Here is an 18,836-nt window from a genome sequence, read left to right as displayed (position 1 = left end):
CTGCGACCGCGATAACGACCGCGCCCCGGACTTCCGCGTCACTGCAGGCGGTGTCGAGTTCGGAGCAGGCTGGACCCGCACCGCCCGCGAAACAGGCGCCGAATACCTCTCGCTCAAGCTCGACGATCCGTCCTTCACGGCCCCGGTCTACGCCTCCCTGGTCCAGGGCGACAAGGGCGAGCACAAGCTCATCTGGTCGCGCTGACCAGCACATCGGCGCTCCGCTTCACGGCGGGGCGCCTCTTCCACACCAGTGGAATTATGCGGAGCAGAAGCCGCCGCTATCGTCGAGAAATCCAGCCTTCAGCGATCAGCACTCCGCATAATCACACTCTCAGCATAATCGACGTTTTGCGGTGCACCGCAAAACGTCGAGCTCGGCGCCGCGTGGCAGAAGCGCTCCGCCGAGACGGACCGCGACTATCTCTCGGTCAAGCTGGACGACCCGAGCTTCCCCGCCCCGATCTACGCGACCCTTACCGAAGTCGAAGGCGAGGACGGTTACCAGCTGATCTGGTCCCGCCCTAACCGGGACTGAGATCCGAGACGGCCCCGCTCACGAAGGCGGGGCCAAACGGCCCGATTGGCAAAGCGGTAACAGGCATCGAGCCCGTTACCGCTTTTCTGGTGCCATACGGAACCGGAAATGTCTGCTCAGATCGCCCGATCTGTGCCGTGGTGGGATGGCGGCTTCAAGGACGAACGGTTCCCCCAATTTTCCGGCGCCGGCCTTTGGCCATCGCCAGAAAATCGGCTCCCCCATTCGCCGCCGCCGGCGGTCGCTTGCGCGATCCCTGACCCCGCCATCCCACCACGCCCCGCGTCGTCGTCTTTCACGAACTCAAGGAGATCAAGACGATGACGATCGAACAGCACATCGAGGAACTGCGTGCCGAACTCAACAATACGCTGGATGCTGCCGAGCGTCGCGAGATCGAGGCAGAGCTTCAGCTCGCCCAGGCGGATCTCGCCGTCATGCTTGCCGAACAGGACGGTGTCATCGAAGCCGGGCCGCCCTTCTGAGGGAGCCCCTTTCTTCCGTCTGATGAGCCGATCCGCCGGATTGACCGGCCGGTCCGGCTGTCAGGAATTTCATCCCCCGACACTCCCGCCGGCTCGCGCCGGATACGGTCGCGACCCCTCTCGGGCCCGCGGGTCTCTTCTCTCTCTGCCGTCCGATTTTACTCCAGCAAATCCGGCGTCAAGGACGGCGCGGTCTTCCCCAATTTTTCCGCCGCCGGGCTCTGAAAAAATCGGCTCCCCCGCTTGCGAGCCGCGTTCCGCGGTCCCTGACCCCTCTTTGCAACGGAGCGGCGGATCTCCGTCATCAACGAAGGAGATCACATTATGACAACCGATCTGAACCTCATGCTCTACACCAAGCTTGCCGGCTTCCGGCTTGTCGTCCTCGCAAACCGCTTCGGCTGCGACACTGATTTCTCCCGAGAACTTCATGATCGCCTCGTCGAAGGGCTGGAAGCTGGAATGAGCCGGTTGCGTATCATGATGGCGCTGGAGCGGAGCGTGCTCACAGGCGGCGACGAGTTCGCGGAATATCAGTTGGAAGGTGAGATCGAGATTTTCGGGCGCTTTGCAATCAACCTGCTGGACGAGATAGAAATTGATTTCGACACGCACGAATATCGGATCAACGGCGGCGATTGGGTCATCGCTTTGACGGCAGACTACACTGGCGTCGATCTCGACTATCCGGAACTGGTCTCCCTGACCGAGGACGAACTCGGCTCACTGGCGCCGATCCTCGAGGACATCACACGCGAAACCGGAATTGGCGTTCACGCAGCGCGCGCCGTTCACGCATGGTGGTCAGGATCCTGACCGGTCCTGCAGTCGCAGTCCCGATTCATCGAGGGGCGGCCAAGGCGGCCTCTCGATTTGGACTTGGTCAGCGCACTCTCGGACCACACTTTCTGCGTGCGCCGGTCGGAAGCGAGGTGCGCCGATGGGCCGAACATGAGCGCGAACCTGTCCAGGATACGTGTCAGCTCCGTGGTCTCGACGAAGCAATCAGCTGCACGGCTCCTTCGACCATGCTGACATCTCTCATTGGGGATGTTGCGGCCCGTTCGTCGTGACGCAACCTGGCGCCGCCAGAATTTTCCCCGCAGCCTTGCTGCTCCTCGCGCACTAAAATTCAGTCGGCGCCAGGTCCTCCACGTCCGTTTCGGCCCTTGGGTGCATCTCTCCTTTCCGGTCCGCTGTCTATCCCCGCGATGTCAGCAAATCGAAAGGAGATTTTCATGCAACAGCTCGCTCAATTCCTCGCCTCCACCGGCCGCCGGCTCCGTGCCCTCTGCAAGGTGCTCAGCCACTTCTTCCGCAAGGGAAAGCTTGGCCTGAAGTTCGCGATCAAGATCCCGTTCTTCGTCGAGATCGAAGTGTCGTTCGAGACTGACTGGCGCCTGCGCCGATGAGGGATTGCAAGGCCCGCTTCGGTGGGCCTTGTTTCAATTCGTCAGCCGGGCACGCGGCCGGTATCCGCGTTTTCGTTTCTGTCGCAGCAGATCGAGAAACAGCCTGACCGCTTCCTCCTCCCGCCCGAAATGATGGACCATCATCTGTCCCCTGGTGCCAATTCGGCCCCACTTGCGAAGCAGGCATACGTCCCCAAACAGGTTCGCCTCGATCGACATGGCATAGAAGCGGGCCATGTTCATCGAAGCGTCCGAGCGTTCGACATAGAGATGGTAGGGTTGCGAGATCATGGGGACCAGAATCGCCGATCCCGGCAATTGCGTCCAACGACACTTATGAATCAGTCGGCGTGGATCGATTCACACCGGTGATGATATGCGAGATGCGGTGGAGGGCTTGGGCGAGACGCCTTCGGCGCACGGCTCTACTCACTATGCTCACGGAGCCCGAAGACGGTCTCCGCCCATGCGTGTGACGATCCTCTCGCGGGCGTCAGTCGCACCAGGGGTGTCTTGCGCCATCCCAACGCCTGGCCAGGCGCTCGTCGATCAGTTCCTCGCCGAGCGAGCGCCCGGACCGCGTGACGGTACGGAGCTTGCGGCCATATTTGTCTTCGTCGCGGGACCCGGCTGAAAGCGAGAACTTGCCGCTATTGAGCAACGCCAGCAGTCGCGCTTTCGCGGCCTCGCCTTTGATCCTTTCCACCTCGCAGCGCGGTGGGCTGAGTTCCGGCGTGTCGATATCCGCGACGCGGATTTTCTCGCCCTGGAACCAGAACGTATCGCCGTCGACGACACAATTCACATGGCGATCCGCGCCGCAGATCAAAAACGCGGCGGACAGCGAGTCTGATGTCGGCGTATTGGCCGCGGCGAGGAGACCGGAAAGGCTGCCAGCGCCGCCCAATACAAACCATCCTCCCAGAGCGATGATCGTGGCGCAGAGGACCCCGATCAGGCGTGCGCGCGGGCGGCTCGATCCCGATCGGGGAGACTTTCCATGCCAGCGATTTCGTCCGTTCCTGCCGCCGGACTTCCGCGGCTTGCGGAACGGAATCACATTCGTTTTCGTCACCCTTGCTCCTCTCCTGATCGTCTCAACCTATCCCGGCTTCGGTTTCATCTGCGTTTACGGGCAGGTGGCTCAATGCGGTGTGCGAGGGAGCGGGCGCAGTCGGTCCCGCCTCCCCTATCGGGCCACTATGTTGAGGCTCCTGCGGCTGCGCTGTTTCCGCTCCTCGCACGACGAGAATTCCCGAAATCCCGCCCTCCGGGCGGACGCTCACGCTTATTTCTCCGATATTCTTCATTTTCCCGGATCGGCCTTGCTCGTTGCACTGCGCGCCGGCGCGATCGGACGAGCTAGGGTTGCTTCTGCGCTTCATGAAATCTGTTCATTCCGACGCAGGACTTCATATCGTCGCGCCGAAACCAGATCGCGCGACCGCATCTGAGCGGCGCGTTGCTGGCCGTGAACACGATCTGTTCGTCGGCGCGCATGCGCAGGACCTCATGTGGCTGGATCAGCGGGCGCGCCGCAAGTTGCTTCGATCGTGTGCGCGACGATCCCCTCGCCTGTGAACTGCGGCTGACCTGGTCGATTTCGACTGTCGTCATACCGCAACGGCGTGAGATGTAGTCCGCCGTTTCCGGATCGTTGATAGCCGCAAACGAGATCCAGCTCGCGCTTTCGAACCACTTGCTCGAGGCATCGCGTCCGCCATAGGTCTCGCGCAACTGGCCGATCGATTGATAGATCATGGTGAGCGTGATCCCATACTTGCGGCCGGCATCGCGTGCAGTCTCCAGTATTCGCATGTAGCCAAGACGCGCGACCTCATCGAGAAGAAAGAGCGCTCGCCCGTGGATCGATCCATCACGGTTATAGAGCGCGTTGAGGAACGAGCCGATGATGACCCTGGCCAAGCCGGCATGGGTCTCAAGCGTCTTCAGGTCGACGTTGATGAAGACGTCGGTGTTGCCGCCGGCGATGGCGTCGGTTGCGAAGCTCGATCCCGAGACCAATGCCGCATAATTTGGGTAGGACAACCAATGCGTCTCCTTGATCGCGTTAGCGTAGACCCCGCTGAACGTCTCCGGTGTCATGTTCACGAAGGCTGCGACGTTCTCTTTGACGAAGTCGGACTTGGACTCGTCATAGATCTCCTGCAATCGCTGGCGCAATTTCGGTTCGGGCTCGGCCAGATTGGCACGAACCTGACGAAGGGTTTGCCTCTCCTTTTCCGTATGACCCGACAGGCAGACGTCGGCGATGATCGCCGTCAGCAGTTGCAGTCCCGACGCACGGAAGAAGTCGTCACGCACTCCCTGCGCCCGCCCGCTGTCGCTCATGATCCATGAGGCGACGGAGGCGATATCCTCTTCCTTGGTGCCGCCGAAGCGGCCAATCCAGTCCAGCACATTGACGCCGATGTCGGGGCGTTTCGGGTCGAGCACGAAGACGTCGCGGCCGGCCTTACGCCGATGATCGATGACCATCGGTGCGACTTCATTGGAGGGATCGAGGACGATCAGCGAGCCGCCCCATTTGAGCGCAGTCGGGATCGTCACCGATGTCGTCTTGAAGCCGCCCGAGCCGGCGAACACGATGCCGTGGGACGAACCGAACGAGCCGTCGAAACACAGGAGCGGCGACTTGCCGCCGCCGCCCCATGTTTCGGCGTTGTCCGCGCGAAAGGCGAGCGCCGCCGTGCTGTCGCGGTCGACACGATATCGTTCGCCGATGACGATGCCGCCCGTATCGGGAAACAGGTTCGCTGCCTCCTGCAATTTCATCCAGTCGGCTTCGCCGTGCAGGGCGCGTTTGCCGCTGACGCGTTTCGGTTCCGATCGCGCGAAAGCGGCGTTGCCGACGATTGCAACGCGCAAAGCGAATCCAACGGCCAGCGCGGCCGCGACGCCCCCGACCGCGGTGGCGGGATTCGTATAGGCCAGGATCGTCTGCTTCGGTGGCAGCCTGTCCATCAGGGCATGAAGCCGCCCGATCTCTCGGCCTGCGGCGATCGCGATCGCCGCGGCCCCGCCAGCCACGACGCCCCAGCCCGCGGCTTTGATGTTCGAGGTGCCCGCAGAGGCGAAGAGGAAGACGGTGCCAAGAGTTGCAGCGAGCGCATATGGCAAGGCGATGGCGGCACGGCCGAGCATGAGCTTGCCGGCTTCCGATTCTCCGAAACCCGAGAGCCAATGCTCGCCGCCGCTGGTCACAATGGTCGCCACGATCATGGACATGAGCGGGACGAGAAACAGTGCGAATTTCTTAAGTTTCATCGCCGAACGCCTCCGCACCGATCATCATCAGCCGCTGGCGTTCCCCAGCATCATCACCGAGCCTTCGCTTGAGCTCGATCAGTGCACCGAGGAGGAGTGCACGCTTCTCGTATCTGAGACCGGCTTTGACGATCAGCCCGCCGAGTTCAATCTTCTCCCGCGTGTCCTTCTTTCGGGCGTCGGAGGTGGAGGTGCGTGCCATTCGCTCAAGTCTCAGCAGCGCCGCTCGCAGCCGCGCCAGGCGTGACCGGCGCGGTGTCGGCCGTGCTCGAGCCGCCTGCACTTGCCCTCTCCCTCCCGTTCGATCCTCCCTTGCCTCCGCGAAACCGCTTGGCCAGGTCCTCAAAGGCCGCCTGAAGTTGCGCCTCGTCGATTTCGATCTCGCCTAGTCCGGCTTTCAGCGCGATGCGACCGATGCGCTCGGCCTCGCGGGTTTCGGCGACTTTGAGCTGTTCCTGCAGCTTGGCGATTTCGTCGCGGATCTTGGAGGATGGTCTCTTCATTTCCCGGTGGTCCTTTCACGGTTTCCGACTTCGAACCACGTGACAGTCCCATGAGATCGGCGTGCCGATCTACTAACAGAAATGCGAGTTGGCGCAGCCAACGCCTTTGAGCATCATCCCGGCCGTTCCGAAGGAGCGGATCCGAAGGGCGCAATTATACGTCGCTGATGCGACGCTTTGCTTTCTGCCCCTGGCGGGGCCTACCGCTTCCAAGGAACCTGTTGATTTTGTTCGCAATCGGGAAAGAACTCCGCCGTGGCCGTCCCTCACTTCTCCGTCAGCGTCGTTGCCCGTGGCTCCGGCCGCAGCGCGGTTCTGTCGGCGGCCTACCGGCATTGCGCCAAGATGGACTTTGAGCGGGAAGCGCGCACGATCGACTACACCCGCAAGCAGGGACTGCTCCACGAAGAGTTTGTCATCCCGGCCGACGCTCCTGACTGGCTGCGCTCGATGATCGCCGACCGCTCGGTCTCGGGCGCATCCGAGGCCTTCTGGAACAAGGTCGAGGCCTCCGAAAAGCGGTCGGACGCGCAACTCGCCAAAGACGTCACCATCGCGCTGCCGCTGGAACTCACTGCCCAGCAGAACATCGCGCTGATGAGGGATTTCGTCGAACGGCACATCACCTCGAAGGGCATGGTTGCCGACTGGGTCTACCACGACGCGCCGGGCAATCCGCACGTGCACCTTATGACCACCTTGCGGCCGCTGACAGGAGACGGTTTCGGCGCCAAGAAGGTCGCGGTGCTTGCACCAGATGGCAAACCGGTTCGCAACGATGCCGGAAAAATCGTCTACGAACTTTGGGCCGGCAGCCTTGATGATTTCAATGCGTTTCGTGACGGCTGGTTTGCCTGCCAGAACCGCCACCTGGCGCTTGCCGGCCTCGACCTTCGTGTCGATGGGCGGTCGTTTGAAAAGCGAGGGATCGAGCTGGACCCGACCATCCATCTCGGTGTCGGTACCAAGGCGATTGAGCGGAAATCTGCCGGCGCCCGGAAGGATATTACACTCGAGCGGCTCGAACAGCAGGAAGCGCGAAGAGCCGAAAACGCGAGGCGGATCGAACGAAGTCCCACGATCGTCCTGGACCTGATCACGCGCGAGAAAAGCGTCTTCGACGAGCGTGATGTCGCCAAGATCCTTTACCGCTACATCGACGATCCCGGCCTCTTCCAGGATCTCATGGTCCGGATCCTCCTCTGCCCCGAGACCTTGCGGATCGAACGGGAGCGCGTCGACTTCGCGACCGGCTCAAGCGTTCCCGCTAAATACACGACCCGCGACATGATCCGGCTGGAATCGGAGATGGCCAATCGTGCCATCTGGCTTTCGCAGAGATCGTCGCATGGTGTTCGGCAAGCGGTACTGGCGGCGACCTTCGGGCGCCATGAGCGTCTGTCGGAAGAGCAGAAAACCGCGATCGAACATGTTGCGGGGCGTGAGCGGATCGCCGCCGTCATCGGCCGCGCCGGCGCCGGCAAGACTACAATGATGAAGGCCGCACGCGAGGCCTGGGAAGCGGCCGGCTACCGGGTCGTCGGCGCAGCCCTCGCCGGCAAGGCAGCCGAAGGCCTGGAGAAGGAAGCGGGCATTGTCTCGCGCACGCTGGCGTCCTGGGAGCTGCGTTGGAATGAGGGGCGCAATCAACTCGATAACAAGACTGTCTTCGTCCTGGACGAGGCCGGCATGGTGTCGTCGCGGCAGATGGCGCTCTTCGTCGAAGCGGTGACCAAGGCCGGCGCCAAGCTCGTTCTCATCGGCGATCCCGAACAGCTTCAGCCGATCGAAGCAGGAGCCGCCTTCCGCGCGATTGCCGATCGCATCGGCTATGCCGAACTCGAAACCATTTACCGCCAGCGCCAGCAATGGATGCGCGACGCCTCGCTCGACCTGGCGCGCGGCAAGATCGGAAAGGCAGTCGACGCCTACCGTGCCAACGGCAAGGTGATAGGTTCGGATCTGAAGGCGGATGCCGTCGACAATCTGATCGCCGCCTGGGATCGCGATTACGATCCGGCAAAGACGTCGCTGATCCTCGCTCATCTGCGCCGCGACGTTCGCATGCTGAATCAGATGGCCCGCATCAAACTCATCGAACGCGGGGTACTCGACCAAGGATGCATGTTCAAGACCGAGGACGGCGAACGGAATTTCGCAGTCGGTGATCAAATCGTGTTCCTCAAGAACGAGGCATCGCTCGGCGTCAAGAACGGCATGCTGGGGAGGGTCGTTGATGCAGCACCCGGTCGCATGGTTGCCGAGACTGGTGAGGGCGAACATCGCCGTCAGGTCGTCGTCGAGCAGCGCTTCTACAGCAACGTCGATCATGGCTATGCCACGACGATCCATAAGAGCCAGGGCGCCACCGTTGATCGTGTCAAGGTGCTGGCCTCCCTCTCGCTGGACCGGCATTTGACCTATGTCGCGATGACCCGTCACCGCGAGGATCTCAGCGTCTATTACGGCCGCAGGTCCTTCGACAAGGCCGGTGGGCTTGTGCCGGTTCTCTCGCGCAGAAATGCGAAGGAAACGACCCTCGACTACGCCGGCGGTCCTTTCTATCGCCAAGCACTTCGTTTCGCCGAGGCCCGCGGCCTCCATCTCGTCAACGCCGCCCGAACCCTGGTTCGCGATCGGCTTGAGTGGACGGTTCGGCAGAAACAGATGCTCAAAGATCTGGCGAGCCGGCTTGCGGCTGTCGCAGCCAGGATCGGCCTCTTCGCCCCGGCGTCCCAAACTCACCGTCCCGATACAGCCAAGGAGGCAAAGCCGATGGTGTCCGGCATCACGAACTTCCCCAAGTCGGTCGAGCAATCCGTCGAAGACAAGCTCTCGTCCGATCCAGGTCTGAAGCGGCAATGGGAGGATGTTTCGACGCGGTTCCAGCTTGTCTATGCCGACCCTGAGGCGGCGTTCAAAGCTGTCAATGTCGACCTCATGCTCAAGGACAAGGCGAGTGCCGCCGCCACGCTGTTCAAGATCGCAAACGAGCCGGAAACCTTCGGAGCGATCAAGGGGAAGACGGGCATTCTCGCTGGCAAGGCCGACAAGAAAGATCGCGAGACCGCTCTCCTCAACGTGCCCGCACTAGCCCGCAATCTGGAGCGCTTCCTTGAAATGCGTGCGGAGGCCGAGCGCAAGCATCAGACCGAAGAGCGGGCGGCAAGGTTGAAGGTTTCTATCGACATCCCCGCGCTCTCGCCGGGCGCCAAGACGGTGCTCGAGCGAGTGCGCGACGCGATCGACCGGAATGACCTTCCGTCTGGGCTGGAATATGCGCTTTCAGACAAGATGGTGAAGGCGGAACTCGAGGGCTTTGCCAAGGCCGTCGCCGAACGGTTCGGCGAGCGTACCTTCCTGGGGGTTGCGGCGAAAGACGCGAGCGGCGAGACCTTCAAGACGATTACCGCGGGCATGAGCCCCGGTCAGAAGGCGGAGGTCCAGTCAGCCTGGAGCCTGATGCGCGCAGTGCAGAAACTCAGTGCCCATGAGCGAACCGTCGAAGCCCTGAAACAAGCCGAGGCGATGCGCCAGGCCAAGGGCCAGGGGATGTCGCTGAAATGAACATGCCTCGCATGAAAATGGCGCCGGAGCGGCGACCGTACACACGGCTCCTTCGGTCCACGGCGTCGGTCACAGCAGCGCTTCTCGGTGCAATCGTCACTGCTGGGCTTGGTGGCTACCGGATCAATTTCACGCCGAGCGAACCGCTCGGTCTCTGGCGTATCATCAAGCTGGATCGTGCAGCCGATGTCGGCGATCTCGTCTTCATTTGCCCGCCTCGAACGGCAGCCATGCAGGAGGCGCTCAGTCGGGGTTATCTGCGCTCCGGGCTTTGCCCGGGCGGCGTTGCGCCGCTGATCAAGACGGTGATCGCCGTCGCCGGCCAGCGGATCGAGGTCGCAGCAAGCGTTCGCATCGATGGGCGTGACGTTGGTCGATCGACGCTTGTAGACCGGGACGGAGAGGGACGGCCGTTGACGCCGTTCGGAGGCGGGATCGTGCCGGCGGGTAGCGTCTTCCTGCACTCGGCTTTCGCCGGCTCCTACGACTCCCGCTATTTCGGTCCCGTTGCCGCTTCCGGTATCCTTGGCTTGGCGCAAGAGGTTCTGACCTATGCGCCGTGATCATCGCGAACCAACGCTGCTGATCATTGCTGCGATGGTCGCCGGGACAATCGGATGGAGTGGTCATGTCTTGCTGCTTCCGGCCGCACTGGCATTCCCAATTCTGTGGGCGCGGGCGAAAACGAGATCAGTGGCTGCGCTGGTTTCCGCCGGATATTTTCTGGCAGCATCTCGCGGTCTGCCGCAGGGTGTCGCCACCTTCTATTCATCGGACCTCTGGCCCGGTCTGCTACTATGGTTGTGTGCGTCGGTGAGTTTTGTTGGCGTGCATGCGGTGCTCTGGACGAAGAACGCCGGTACTCGCCCGTTTCGCTATCTTGTGGCCGCTGTCCTAATGACCGTTCCACCCTTCGGAATCACCGGCTGGGCACATCCTGTGACATCCGCCGGCGTCGTCTTTCCCGAATGGGGATGGTGGGGAATGGTGGCGATCACAGCCGGCCTCATGGGCCTCATAACCCGCATGTGGCCGGCTGTTGCCATCGCCCTCGCAGGCTTTTGGCTGTGGTCCGCCGCCTTCTGGACCGATCCGAAACTACCGGAGGGCTGGCAGGGCGTCGATCTCCAAATGGCCTCTTCGCTGGGTCGGGACGCCAGCATGCAGCGCCACCGTGATCTGATTGCCACGGTGAAGGATCGTGGGGCTGGCCAAACGATCGTGCTGCCCGAGAGCGCCCTGGGCTTCTGGACGCCGACGGTCGAACGGCTTTGGATCGAAGCTCTTCGGGGCACGGAGATTTCGATGGTCGCCGGCGCCGCCGGCATCGATGCCGACGGGTATGACAATGTGCTCGTCGTCGTCTCCGCCGCCGGCAGCAAGATCCTCTATCGCGAGCGGATGCCGGTCCCAGGCTCGATGTGGCAGCCATGGCGGTCGTGGAGACGTGAGACCGGCAGCGCCCGGGCGCATTTCTTCGCCAATCCGACGGCGGCTGTCGGTGATCACCAGGTCGGGCCTCTGATTTGCTACGAGCAGCTCATCGTCTGGCCGATCCTGCAATCGATGTTCCACGATCCGGATTTTATCGTCGCGGTCGGCAATGGATGGTGGACCAGCGGGACATCCATTGTCGCGATCCAACGGGCGAACGCCATCGCCTGGGCAAAGCTCTTCGCAAAACCGCTTGTTCTTGCATTCAACACCTGAAATTTTGGAGACGTCATGCTGGACGCTGCCCTGATCAAAGAATGCGCCGAACCTTCCCTGAAGCCGGCGATTGTCGAGCAATTCGTCAATGCTGTCGGGTCTCCTGACCCCCTCGCCATAACGGTGAAATCGGGCGGGCGACTGCTCCTCGTTCCGAAGGCGAGGTCGGCCAACGAGGCGGTGGAGATCATTCGGCAGAATGTCGGGCATGCGGTGGTTCGGGTTGGCCTGACACAGTTTCCGGCTGGCGTCGGCGCCAGCGACGCCTCCGAGCTGAAACCCGACCTTGTCGAGCCGTGTGCCAATCTTCGCATGGGAACGGCAATGTTCGCCAAGATCCTCCGGATTGTGACCAAGTGGTACGGAAACCCCAAGAGCGAGGAGGTCTTCCCTCAGATATTCGATGACGCCGTCTATGCCTGGAAGACGGGCGAGTTCGAGGGCGAGAGCGTGTTTCAGGCGGAGGATCCGGGCGGCCCGGTAGCCGAGCAGCCCAACAGTGCCGTCGAGCGCGATGCGTCGACGCCGGCCGATCAACCTGTCGAGCCAGCCGCGTCTGCCCAACCGAACGTGCATGACGCTGGTATCCGGATCGATCTCTCTCGGATCGGTGGCCAGCATTAACGCGCGGCTCGTCCCATTCGGCCGCCGATGTTTATTTTAATTGGGGCCAATGCAGAAAATTAGTGCTTCAAATGCATGATATTAGTGTAATTCCCGGGGTCCTGCGGCAAACCCCTGTAATTTGACAGGGGCGCCACGGACTGAGCTGCCCCTGCTATTAATTAGCCGCACCGTGAATTAAAATCCGCCGGACGCGTGCTTTAAATTAGCCGAGAACTCGGTTAATCTTAGCCGATGACAGATTCGCCGCCGAAAAAGCTGATTGAACGAAAAGCCCGACAGATCGTGGAAACGGCGCTGACTGACACACGCGTCGTGCTCATCGCCGGCCCGCGGCAAGCCGGAAAAACAACGCTTGCGCGACAGGTCTCTGGCTCCGATCGTCCATTTATCTCCCTCGACGATGTCGGTACGCTGAATGCAGCAAGGACCGATCCAATCGGCTTTATCCGCGGCATCAAACGGGCCGTGATCGATGAGGTGCAACGGGCGCCCGAACTGATACTGGCGATCAAGGAAAGCGTTGATCGCGATGACGAGCCGGGACGGTTCTTGCTCACGGGCTCAGCCAATCTGGCCACCGTTCCGGCGATTGCAGATTCGCTCGCCGGCCGAATGGCCGTCGTCCCGTTATTGCCATTTGCCCAATCTGAAATCCGATCCACACCCGGTCGTCTTCTGGATCGGCTGTTTGCCGGAGATGAGCCTTCCGCCGGGGAAGACACCGTGGTTGGTGACGACCTGTTGTTGACGGTACTACAGGGTGGCTATCCCGAAGCCTTGCGTCGGCCGACGCCCGGCCGGCGGACTGCTTGGCTTGAAGATTATGTGAAATTGATCCTCGACCGCGACGTGCGTGATATCGCCAACATCGATCAGTTGGACCGGCTTCCGCGGCTGCTCGAGGTCCTGGCGGAACACGCCGGACAATTGGTCAATCACAGCAGTTTCGGCGCTGCACTCAGCTTGTCGAGCATCACCGCACAGAAATACGTTGCTATCCTTGAGCGCCTCTTTCTGATCAGGACACTTGTCCCGTGGTCCAACAACCGCTTGAGCCGGCTCGTCAAGACACCAAAGCTTCACTTTCTGGACACAGGGCTGCTTGCGACGTTGCGAGAGGATGAAGCGGATGCGTTACGCGTCGACAAAGGTCGTTTTGGCGCTCTGCTTGAGAGCTTCGTGGTTTCAGAATTGCTGAAGCTGGCGTCATGGTCAGACCGGCGCTTTTCCTTCTCCCACTACCGGACGCGAGACCGAGATGAAGTCGATGTCATCATCGAGGATCGGCGCGGCCGAATTGTCGGGATAGAAGTTAAGGCGTCAGCAACAGTGAAGTCTGACGATTTTCGGGGATTGCGCCAGTTACAAGAGGCGGTCGGCGATCGTTTCGTGCGAGGGCTCGTCTTACACGACCACGACCGAGTGACGCCATTTGGAGAAAAGCTCCAAGCAGCCCCGCTATCTCTTCTATGGACAATGTGAGCCGCGAACGAGCAGCGTCGGGGGTCAAGGGGGACGGGACTATTCGCGCCAGTTTTGAAGAATGACACTCATCCCCGTTCGATCTGCGATCGCCAGGAGCACCAGTACGGCAAGCCCATTTTTCATATCGCGACCGCAAGGGCGGCAGAGTGACCAATTGAAAGTTAAGGCATGACCAATTGAAATTGACACGGCGGCTCATTGAAAGCTTCCACCCACGAAGAGCCGCATTTTCACCATGAAGAGCGGTCTCAAAGGATCGGCTGGCCTTCAGGCGAGCCACTTCATTGGTCGGCTTTCACATCGAGGTCGGCGTCACCAATCGGCATGACTAGATCAACGTGACTGACCTCAAGCGCTTGAGCGAGTTCGTAGAGGGTAATGATCGACGGGTTACGCCGGCCGTGTTCGAGACCGCTCAGATACTGCTGGCTAATGCCTGATCGCAATTCGACCTGCTCCTGCGTCAGGCCTTTCTCCCGACGGAGGCGCGCGAAGTTCGAGCCGACCAGTTTGCGCATATCCATGCGCCGAAGATCGTCGTTTACACACTTTAAGTTTATCAACTATAGTATGTAAACGCGCCACTGAGCCATGACTCCTGCCCTTTGCGTGAAGGACGAAATTGGTTAGTAGTCGCAGGGTGCGCGATGCACCCGGGGCAAATTTGGGTCGAAGTACGGCTTCGCCCTCCCTGGATGTCTTGACGATTCAATGCGTAGACGGACCGCAAGGGGCGAATATTGGTGGATAGAGCGGGCGCGAAACGCAACGATCTCGTCTCGGGCGAAAAGTTGGTGTTGAGGCCGCTCATCGGTCTGATGGATGGCCTCAGGCCCGACGAGATCGAGCGGTTCGTCGTCGAAGAAATCGAGAAGCATCGTCGCCTGCGTGACGAAGCGGTTCGGATCGAATCTTCGCTGGACTCGGGGACGGATCAAATCGAGCTCACGGAAAACAGGCGGACGTATATTTCCGCGATGATCGCCGTTCACGCGCAGCAGACGGTCGTATCAACGCTTCTCGATGTCCTGGGCTACATTCCAGAAATTCCCAAGTCGACGTCTCACTGAGCTTTCGTCAGATCAAGCCGAACTCCTTCGCCAAGGCGGTCGCCTGCGGAAGGGTCGAGGCTCCGAGTGCGCTCTTGGCGTTGCGCAGGAAGAAGCAGACATTCGCGTAAGTCGTGTTTTCGATGATTGCGATGGCCTTCATTGACTTGCCTTCGGCCGACCACCTGAGGCAGGTCAGTTCGTCGGATTTCAGGCGTATGTTGCTGCGACGCGTAGGCCGCAACCGCATCAATTCCAATCGGGAATGCACCTGACCGAAGGAGGCCGCAGCGCCGACTGGATTGAGGACCTGTGCTTCGGCAAAGCCCACTTCGCTCGAGGCAAGCGTGAGCATCGCCATCCGGCCGAAGCCCGTCTTGATAGGAACCGTAATCCCCGACCGGATCCCAAATTCTGCGGCCTCCCCGAAAAACTTTCGGCGCTCCTTGCTCGTCCGGCCGGTCGCGACGTTCGACCAGGCAAACGCTTCCTGGCGATCTCTGGCTGTTCGAATGACGGGATCGATCGAAGCGTAGCTAAGATCGAAATATCGCTGCTGCCATTCTTCCGGATAGTTGGAAACAGCGGTCTGCGTTTCCGCCTGGAAACTGAGATAGGCGTAAGCATTGAAGCCCGCTTCGTAGGTCAACCTTTGTAGTGTCGACCTGACCGCAGGCTCGTCCTGTGAGAGTGCAACTTGCTCGCTCAAACGCTCAAACCACTGATTCAATTGAAGCCTCCAAGCAACTGGACGCAACGCGTCAAATTCCTGCTCGGCAGCTTACGTGCGCGTGAAGGGCAGATGTTTCAAGTGCTGCAAAACTAAAAAGTTGACTGTTGATGGAAGGAATTTTCCTATGTGTGGTTGCTGCACAACAGCAAATACACGCACGCAAACCAACTTGGCGCCCGCGGCTCAGCGGTAGACCGCGGGGAAGATGATATCCTGATCAACCAGGACATTGAAACGATAACCTGGTCGAACGTTGATCGTCGGCTGCACATTGAGGTTCTTGGAGATCGTCTGCTCGGCGACGCGGCCGAAACTCTCGGCGAAGTTCCGTCGTGCTGCATCCGACGCTGTATCCTGTGTCGCAAGCGTCGAGCTCTCCGGCATCGACATATCGATACCCGTGCCAATCAGCGCCACAAGTGCGGCTGAACTCCACGTGCGCCAGAGATGCCGATCGACCTTGTCCTTGAAGCCGCCATATCCTTCCGCATCCGTACCGGCCATGCCGCCGATCTGAAGGGTCGAGCCGTTGGGAAAGATCAAGTCTGTCCAGACGACCAGCACCCGCTCTTGCCCGAAAGAAATCTTGGAGTCATAACGGCCGAAGAGCTTCGCCCCTTGCGGAATGAGAAGACGATGGCCGGTCGCGCTGTCGTAGACGTTCTGGCTGACCTGCGCCGTGATCCGCCCGGGCAGATCGGAATTCAAACCAGTGATGAGCGTTGCGGGAATGACTGATCCGCGCTTCAACTCGTATGGCGAAAACTGGGGAACGACTTTGTTCGGGAGATAGCCGAGGTCCTTGATGTCCTGGTTGAAGAAGTCCTCCTTCGAAGTCTGGGCATTGGGATCTACGTTCTGATCCATGAGGCCGGATTTCATGGCGGCTGCATAGAGGTCGGACGCATTGTTCGCAGTTGCCGTCGTGTTCTGCCGGCTAGAATCGGTGATGTTCGTCGTCTTGTCGACATCCGAGATATCGACCTTCAGAGGTGACTCAAGCGCCGTTGCCCGGGCCTGCAGCCGGGCCATACGCTGGCGCTGGGCCTCGCGGATATACTGTTCGTCCTGTTCACGCTTCAGGCGAGCTTTCCATTCTGCTTCGGATTCGAGCTGTGAGCGTCGTTCTTGCCGCTCGATGGGCGGCCGGTCGACGACAGGCGTTTCCTTCTCGACCTTCTGTTCGACGGCGGGCGTTGGCTGGAATGCTTCGCGTTCGACCGGCTCGCCGATGATGCCGTCGGTGACGCCGCGTTTGAGCTGGTCACCGAAGTTGGTTGCCGGTGTATTCGATGCGCTGTCGATATCGCTGCTGCGGTTGAACCCCAAGCCGCGCCAAGACAGTCCGATCACGACAACGCCCACAAACAGCGCGACGACGATGATCGCGACGACGATCGGCAGCCGATTGAGGCGGCGCATGCCGTTCTGAGCGTTGGCCTGAGTGGAGGCACCGAGTTGCAGAGATTGGACCATTCTCGCCTCCCTCAGTTTCGCTGCAGGATCGAGAGCGGGCTCGCCGGCGTGGCGCCGGCCGCCGATGTCGAATAGGCTCGCCCAATCGCGATTGATGGCGTTGAGAGGCTTGCAAGCACCTGACCGCCGGCGCCATCGATCGAATAGGCGAGCTCGACCGGTTTGACGTCCTTGCCGACCTTGCCGTCGGTGATCACCGTATAGCCCCAGCCCTTCAGTGCCGCTTCGAGTGCCACCGCAAAATCGGACGAGTCCTGTTCCATCTTAAGCGTCGTTGTGCCGGCGGGGCCGATCTGCTCTGCGAGCCGGCTCGCCATGTCACCGGCAATGGCACTGGCGGCCGGGCCGGTGAGCGCAACGGGTGTGGAGTTCGTGGTCAATCCATCTTCGGCCGTTTGGCAGCCGGCAAGAAAACTGGCAGCAATGATGAAGAGGAGAAGCTTGCGCATGGTTCAGCCTCCCCGCCGGATGGTGATCTTCTGTTGGCGCCAGCCGACGCCGGAGACGAGGATCGCCTTGTCGACCGCATAGTCGACGACCATCATGTCGTTCTTCATACGATAGTTGACGATGCGGTTCTGGCCGCCGGAGACGACGAAGAGCACTGGCGCATCCTGGCCCGAAATCGATTTCGAAAACTGGATGTAGGTTTTCGTGCCGTCCGAATAGACCCGCTTTGGCCGCCAGGGAGCGGAACCGCTTATCGAATAGGAGAAGTTCAGCTTGTCCGGCGCCGTCCCCGGAATTCCGCCGGCTTCAAGCCGGGAATTGATGTCGGCGAGTTTGGTCGAGACGTCCTCGGGATATTCGAAGCCGACACGGGCCATATACTGGCTCGGATGCGATTTCAGCTGGATATGATAGGTGCGACGCGACGTCGTCACCACCATCGAAGTGACGAGACCGGGTTCCGATGGCTTGACGATCAGGTGGATCGCCTGGCCGCCGGTGGCGCCTGATGTCGCCGGCTCGACCTTCCAGCGAACGGTGTCGCCGACCAGCACATCGCGGACGATCTCCCCACCCTGCAGCTCGATATCGCAGACCTGCAGCGGTGAGCAGACGACTGAGGGCTGCGTTTCACCGAACAGGAAGATCACCTTTCCGTCCGGTCCGGTGGTGACGAGGCCGGCTGTCCCCCGCCACTTGCTCGATAGCCTGGTGGCCTTAACCTCCTCTGTCGTCATGCTTTGGGCGTGCGTGCCACCCACAAAGACGAGTCCGGCCATGCAGCCGGCGGCCGCCATCAATCCTGTTCTGTGCATTGAAAAGTCCCCTGCCCTTAAAGCTGTGCCGTCCAGTCGAAGTCCCGGACGTAAAGACCGATCGGATTAAGGCGGATCGTCGCCTCGTCCTGCGGCGCAGTCAGCGCCACCGTCGCGATTCCGCGAAACCGGCGGGTGCCGGTTTCTTTTCCCTTGCGGTCCCGTTCGTATTCGGTCCAGTCGATCTGATAGGTCTGGTTCGACAGTGCCACGATATTGTTGACCTCGATGGCAACGGTGGCGGATTTTGCCTTCTCGAAAGGCGAATTGCCCCGGAACCACGAATTGATTTTCTCGGTCGATGGATCGGAGGTCCGAAGGAGCGCGTAGGTCCGGTCGATATATTGCTTCTGCACCACGGCGTCAGGCGTGATCGAACGGAAGCTGGTGACGAAGTTGCCGAGCGTGGAGCGCACGACCCGCACGTCCGCATATTCGATCTGTTCGGGGAAACCGGCGGTCACCGCCGTGCCCAATTTGTCGACCTGGACGATATAGGGCACCAGCTTGACCTGGGTGCTCAGATAGATCGCATATGCGAAGCCGATGACCGCCATGGTTAGACCGAGAATGCCGACGATCCGCCACGCGGCGGCCGCCTGCACATAGGAACCATATCGTTCGCTCCACTCCTGGCGTGCGGCAAGATAGGGGTTTTCGGGGGCGCCGTTCGCTGCCATCGATCCATCACTTTCTGA

21 protein-coding genes and 1 pseudogene are annotated in these 18,836 nt (G+C 60.7%); 11 read left to right on the top strand and 11 right to left on the bottom strand.

From position 1 onward, the window contains the following. The 5 genes and pseudogenes from K290_RS0130035 to K290_RS38100 all read left to right on the top strand — a co-directional run. Positions 1-205 (top strand): DUF736 domain-containing protein (locus K290_RS0130035; protein ID WP_028755139.1); only part of this gene is annotated, 205 nt, incomplete at its 5' end. A gap of 162 nt (positions 206-367) precedes the next feature. Continuing rightward, a pseudogene (locus K290_RS36720) lies at positions 368-538 on the top strand (DUF736 domain-containing protein); the annotation flags it as partial. A 320-nt stretch (positions 539-858) separates the two neighbouring features. Then, positions 859-1,023, top strand: a complete 165-nt coding sequence (locus K290_RS38105) for a hypothetical protein (protein ID WP_172831068.1) — start codon at positions 859-861, stop codon at positions 1,021-1,023. A 324-nt stretch (positions 1,024-1,347) separates the two neighbouring features. Further along, positions 1,348-1,839: a hypothetical protein gene (locus tag K290_RS0130025; protein ID WP_028755138.1), complete on the top strand. Its 492-nt coding sequence runs from the start codon at positions 1,348-1,350 to the stop codon at positions 1,837-1,839. A 422-nt stretch (positions 1,840-2,261) separates the two neighbouring features. Then, a complete protein-coding gene (locus tag K290_RS38100) occupies positions 2,262-2,435 on the top strand; it encodes a hypothetical protein (protein ID WP_172831069.1) in 174 nt (57 codons plus the stop codon). Positions 2,436-2,468: 33 nt separating this feature from the next. Here the strand turns inward: K290_RS38100 and K290_RS0130015 are convergent, their stop codons facing one another. From K290_RS0130015 to traC, 5 genes are all read right to left on the bottom strand, one after another. Then, positions 2,469-2,726, bottom strand: a complete 258-nt coding sequence (locus tag K290_RS0130015; RefSeq protein WP_028755137.1) for a WGR domain-containing protein — start codon at positions 2,724-2,726, stop codon at positions 2,469-2,471. A 202-nt stretch (positions 2,727-2,928) separates the two neighbouring features. Further along, positions 2,929-3,342, bottom strand: coding sequence for a thermonuclease family protein (locus tag K290_RS0130010; RefSeq protein WP_245276707.1), 414 nt, complete (start codon positions 3,340-3,342; stop codon positions 2,929-2,931). A gap of 455 nt (positions 3,343-3,797) precedes the next feature. After that, a complete protein-coding gene (gene traG / locus K290_RS0130005) occupies positions 3,798-5,723 on the bottom strand; it encodes a Ti-type conjugative transfer system protein TraG (protein ID WP_028755135.1) in 1,926 nt (641 codons plus the stop codon). Continuing rightward, positions 5,713-5,925, bottom strand: a complete 213-nt coding sequence (gene traD / locus K290_RS0130000) for a type IV conjugative transfer system coupling protein TraD (protein ID WP_028755134.1) — start codon at positions 5,923-5,925, stop codon at positions 5,713-5,715. The genes traG and traD overlap by 11 nt, the downstream gene beginning before the upstream one ends. A 4-nt stretch (positions 5,926-5,929) precedes the next feature. Next, a complete protein-coding gene (gene traC, locus K290_RS0129995) occupies positions 5,930-6,226 on the bottom strand; it encodes a conjugal transfer protein TraC (protein WP_028755133.1) in 297 nt (98 codons plus the stop codon). 255 nt (positions 6,227-6,481) lie between these two features. Here traC and traA point away from each other — a divergent pair, with 255 nt between their 5' ends. The 5 genes from traA to K290_RS0129970 all read left to right on the top strand — a co-directional run bounded on the left by traA (position 6,482) and on the right by K290_RS0129970 (position 13,612). After that, positions 6,482-9,793 (top strand): Ti-type conjugative transfer relaxase TraA, encoded by a 3,312-nt coding sequence (gene traA, locus K290_RS0129990; RefSeq protein ID WP_028755132.1) that lies wholly within the window; start codon positions 6,482-6,484, stop codon positions 9,791-9,793. Continuing rightward, positions 9,790-10,356 carry a conjugative transfer signal peptidase TraF gene (gene traF / locus K290_RS0129985; RefSeq protein ID WP_028755131.1) on the top strand — a complete coding sequence of 189 codons (567 nt, stop codon included), beginning with the start codon at positions 9,790-9,792 and terminating at the stop codon, positions 10,354-10,356. Before traA ends, traF begins: the two co-directional genes overlap by 4 nt. Continuing rightward, the gene (locus K290_RS0129980) at positions 10,346-11,503 is read left to right on the top strand and encodes a conjugal transfer protein TraB (protein ID WP_028755130.1); all 1,158 of its coding nucleotides are present in this window, start codon (positions 10,346-10,348) and stop codon (positions 11,501-11,503) included. The genes traF and K290_RS0129980 overlap by 11 nt, the downstream gene beginning before the upstream one ends. A 15-nt stretch (positions 11,504-11,518) precedes the next feature. Further along, positions 11,519-12,127, top strand: a complete 609-nt coding sequence (locus K290_RS0129975; RefSeq protein ID WP_028755129.1) for a TraH family protein — start codon at positions 11,519-11,521, stop codon at positions 12,125-12,127. Positions 12,128-12,361: 234 nt separating this feature from the next. Beyond that, the gene (locus K290_RS0129970; protein ID WP_037136605.1) at positions 12,362-13,612 is read left to right on the top strand and encodes an ATP-binding protein; all 1,251 of its coding nucleotides are present in this window, start codon (positions 12,362-12,364) and stop codon (positions 13,610-13,612) included. A 284-nt stretch (positions 13,613-13,896) separates the two neighbouring features. On the opposite strand, the gene K290_RS0129965 is transcribed toward K290_RS0129970, so the two are convergent. Then, positions 13,897-14,139 carry a helix-turn-helix domain-containing protein gene (locus K290_RS0129965; protein ID WP_028755127.1) on the bottom strand — a complete coding sequence of 81 codons (243 nt, stop codon included), beginning with the start codon at positions 14,137-14,139 and terminating at the stop codon, positions 13,897-13,899. 219 nt (positions 14,140-14,358) lie between these two features. Between K290_RS0129965 and K290_RS0129960 the strand changes: the two genes are divergently transcribed. After that, a complete protein-coding gene (locus K290_RS0129960; RefSeq protein WP_051264264.1) occupies positions 14,359-14,685 on the top strand; it encodes a transcriptional repressor TraM in 327 nt (108 codons plus the stop codon). Positions 14,686-14,692: 7 nt separating this feature from the next. Here the strand turns inward: K290_RS0129960 and K290_RS0129955 are convergent, their stop codons facing one another. The 5 genes from K290_RS0129955 to K290_RS0129935 all read right to left on the bottom strand — a co-directional run bounded on the left by K290_RS0129955 (position 14,693) and on the right by K290_RS0129935 (position 18,818). Beyond that, a complete protein-coding gene (locus tag K290_RS0129955; RefSeq protein WP_037136602.1) occupies positions 14,693-15,394 on the bottom strand; it encodes an autoinducer binding domain-containing protein in 702 nt (233 codons plus the stop codon). Between the two features lie 186 nt (positions 15,395-15,580). Next, positions 15,581-16,873, bottom strand: coding sequence for an IncP-type conjugal transfer protein TrbI (trbI, locus tag K290_RS0129950; RefSeq protein ID WP_028755124.1), 1,293 nt, complete (start codon positions 16,871-16,873; stop codon positions 15,581-15,583). Between the two features lie 11 nt (positions 16,874-16,884). Further along, complete coding sequence (trbH, locus tag K290_RS0129945; protein ID WP_028755123.1) at positions 16,885-17,322, bottom strand: conjugal transfer protein TrbH; 438 nt, start codon at positions 17,320-17,322, stop codon at positions 16,885-16,887. Between the two features lie 3 nt (positions 17,323-17,325). After that, the gene (trbG, locus tag K290_RS0129940; RefSeq protein WP_028755122.1) at positions 17,326-18,138 is read right to left on the bottom strand and encodes a P-type conjugative transfer protein TrbG; all 813 of its coding nucleotides are present in this window, start codon (positions 18,136-18,138) and stop codon (positions 17,326-17,328) included. A gap of 17 nt (positions 18,139-18,155) precedes the next feature. Then, complete coding sequence (locus K290_RS0129935; RefSeq protein WP_028755121.1) at positions 18,156-18,818, bottom strand: conjugal transfer protein TrbF; 663 nt, start codon at positions 18,816-18,818, stop codon at positions 18,156-18,158. Between the last annotated feature and the right edge of the window lie 18 nt (positions 18,819-18,836).

Origin of the sequence: Rhizobium leucaenae USDA 9039 (assembly GCF_000426285.1) — a bacterium.
Lineage (GTDB): Bacteria > Pseudomonadota > Alphaproteobacteria > Rhizobiales > Rhizobiaceae > Rhizobium > Rhizobium leucaenae.
This window is presented reverse-complemented; position numbering and strand designations above follow the sequence as displayed.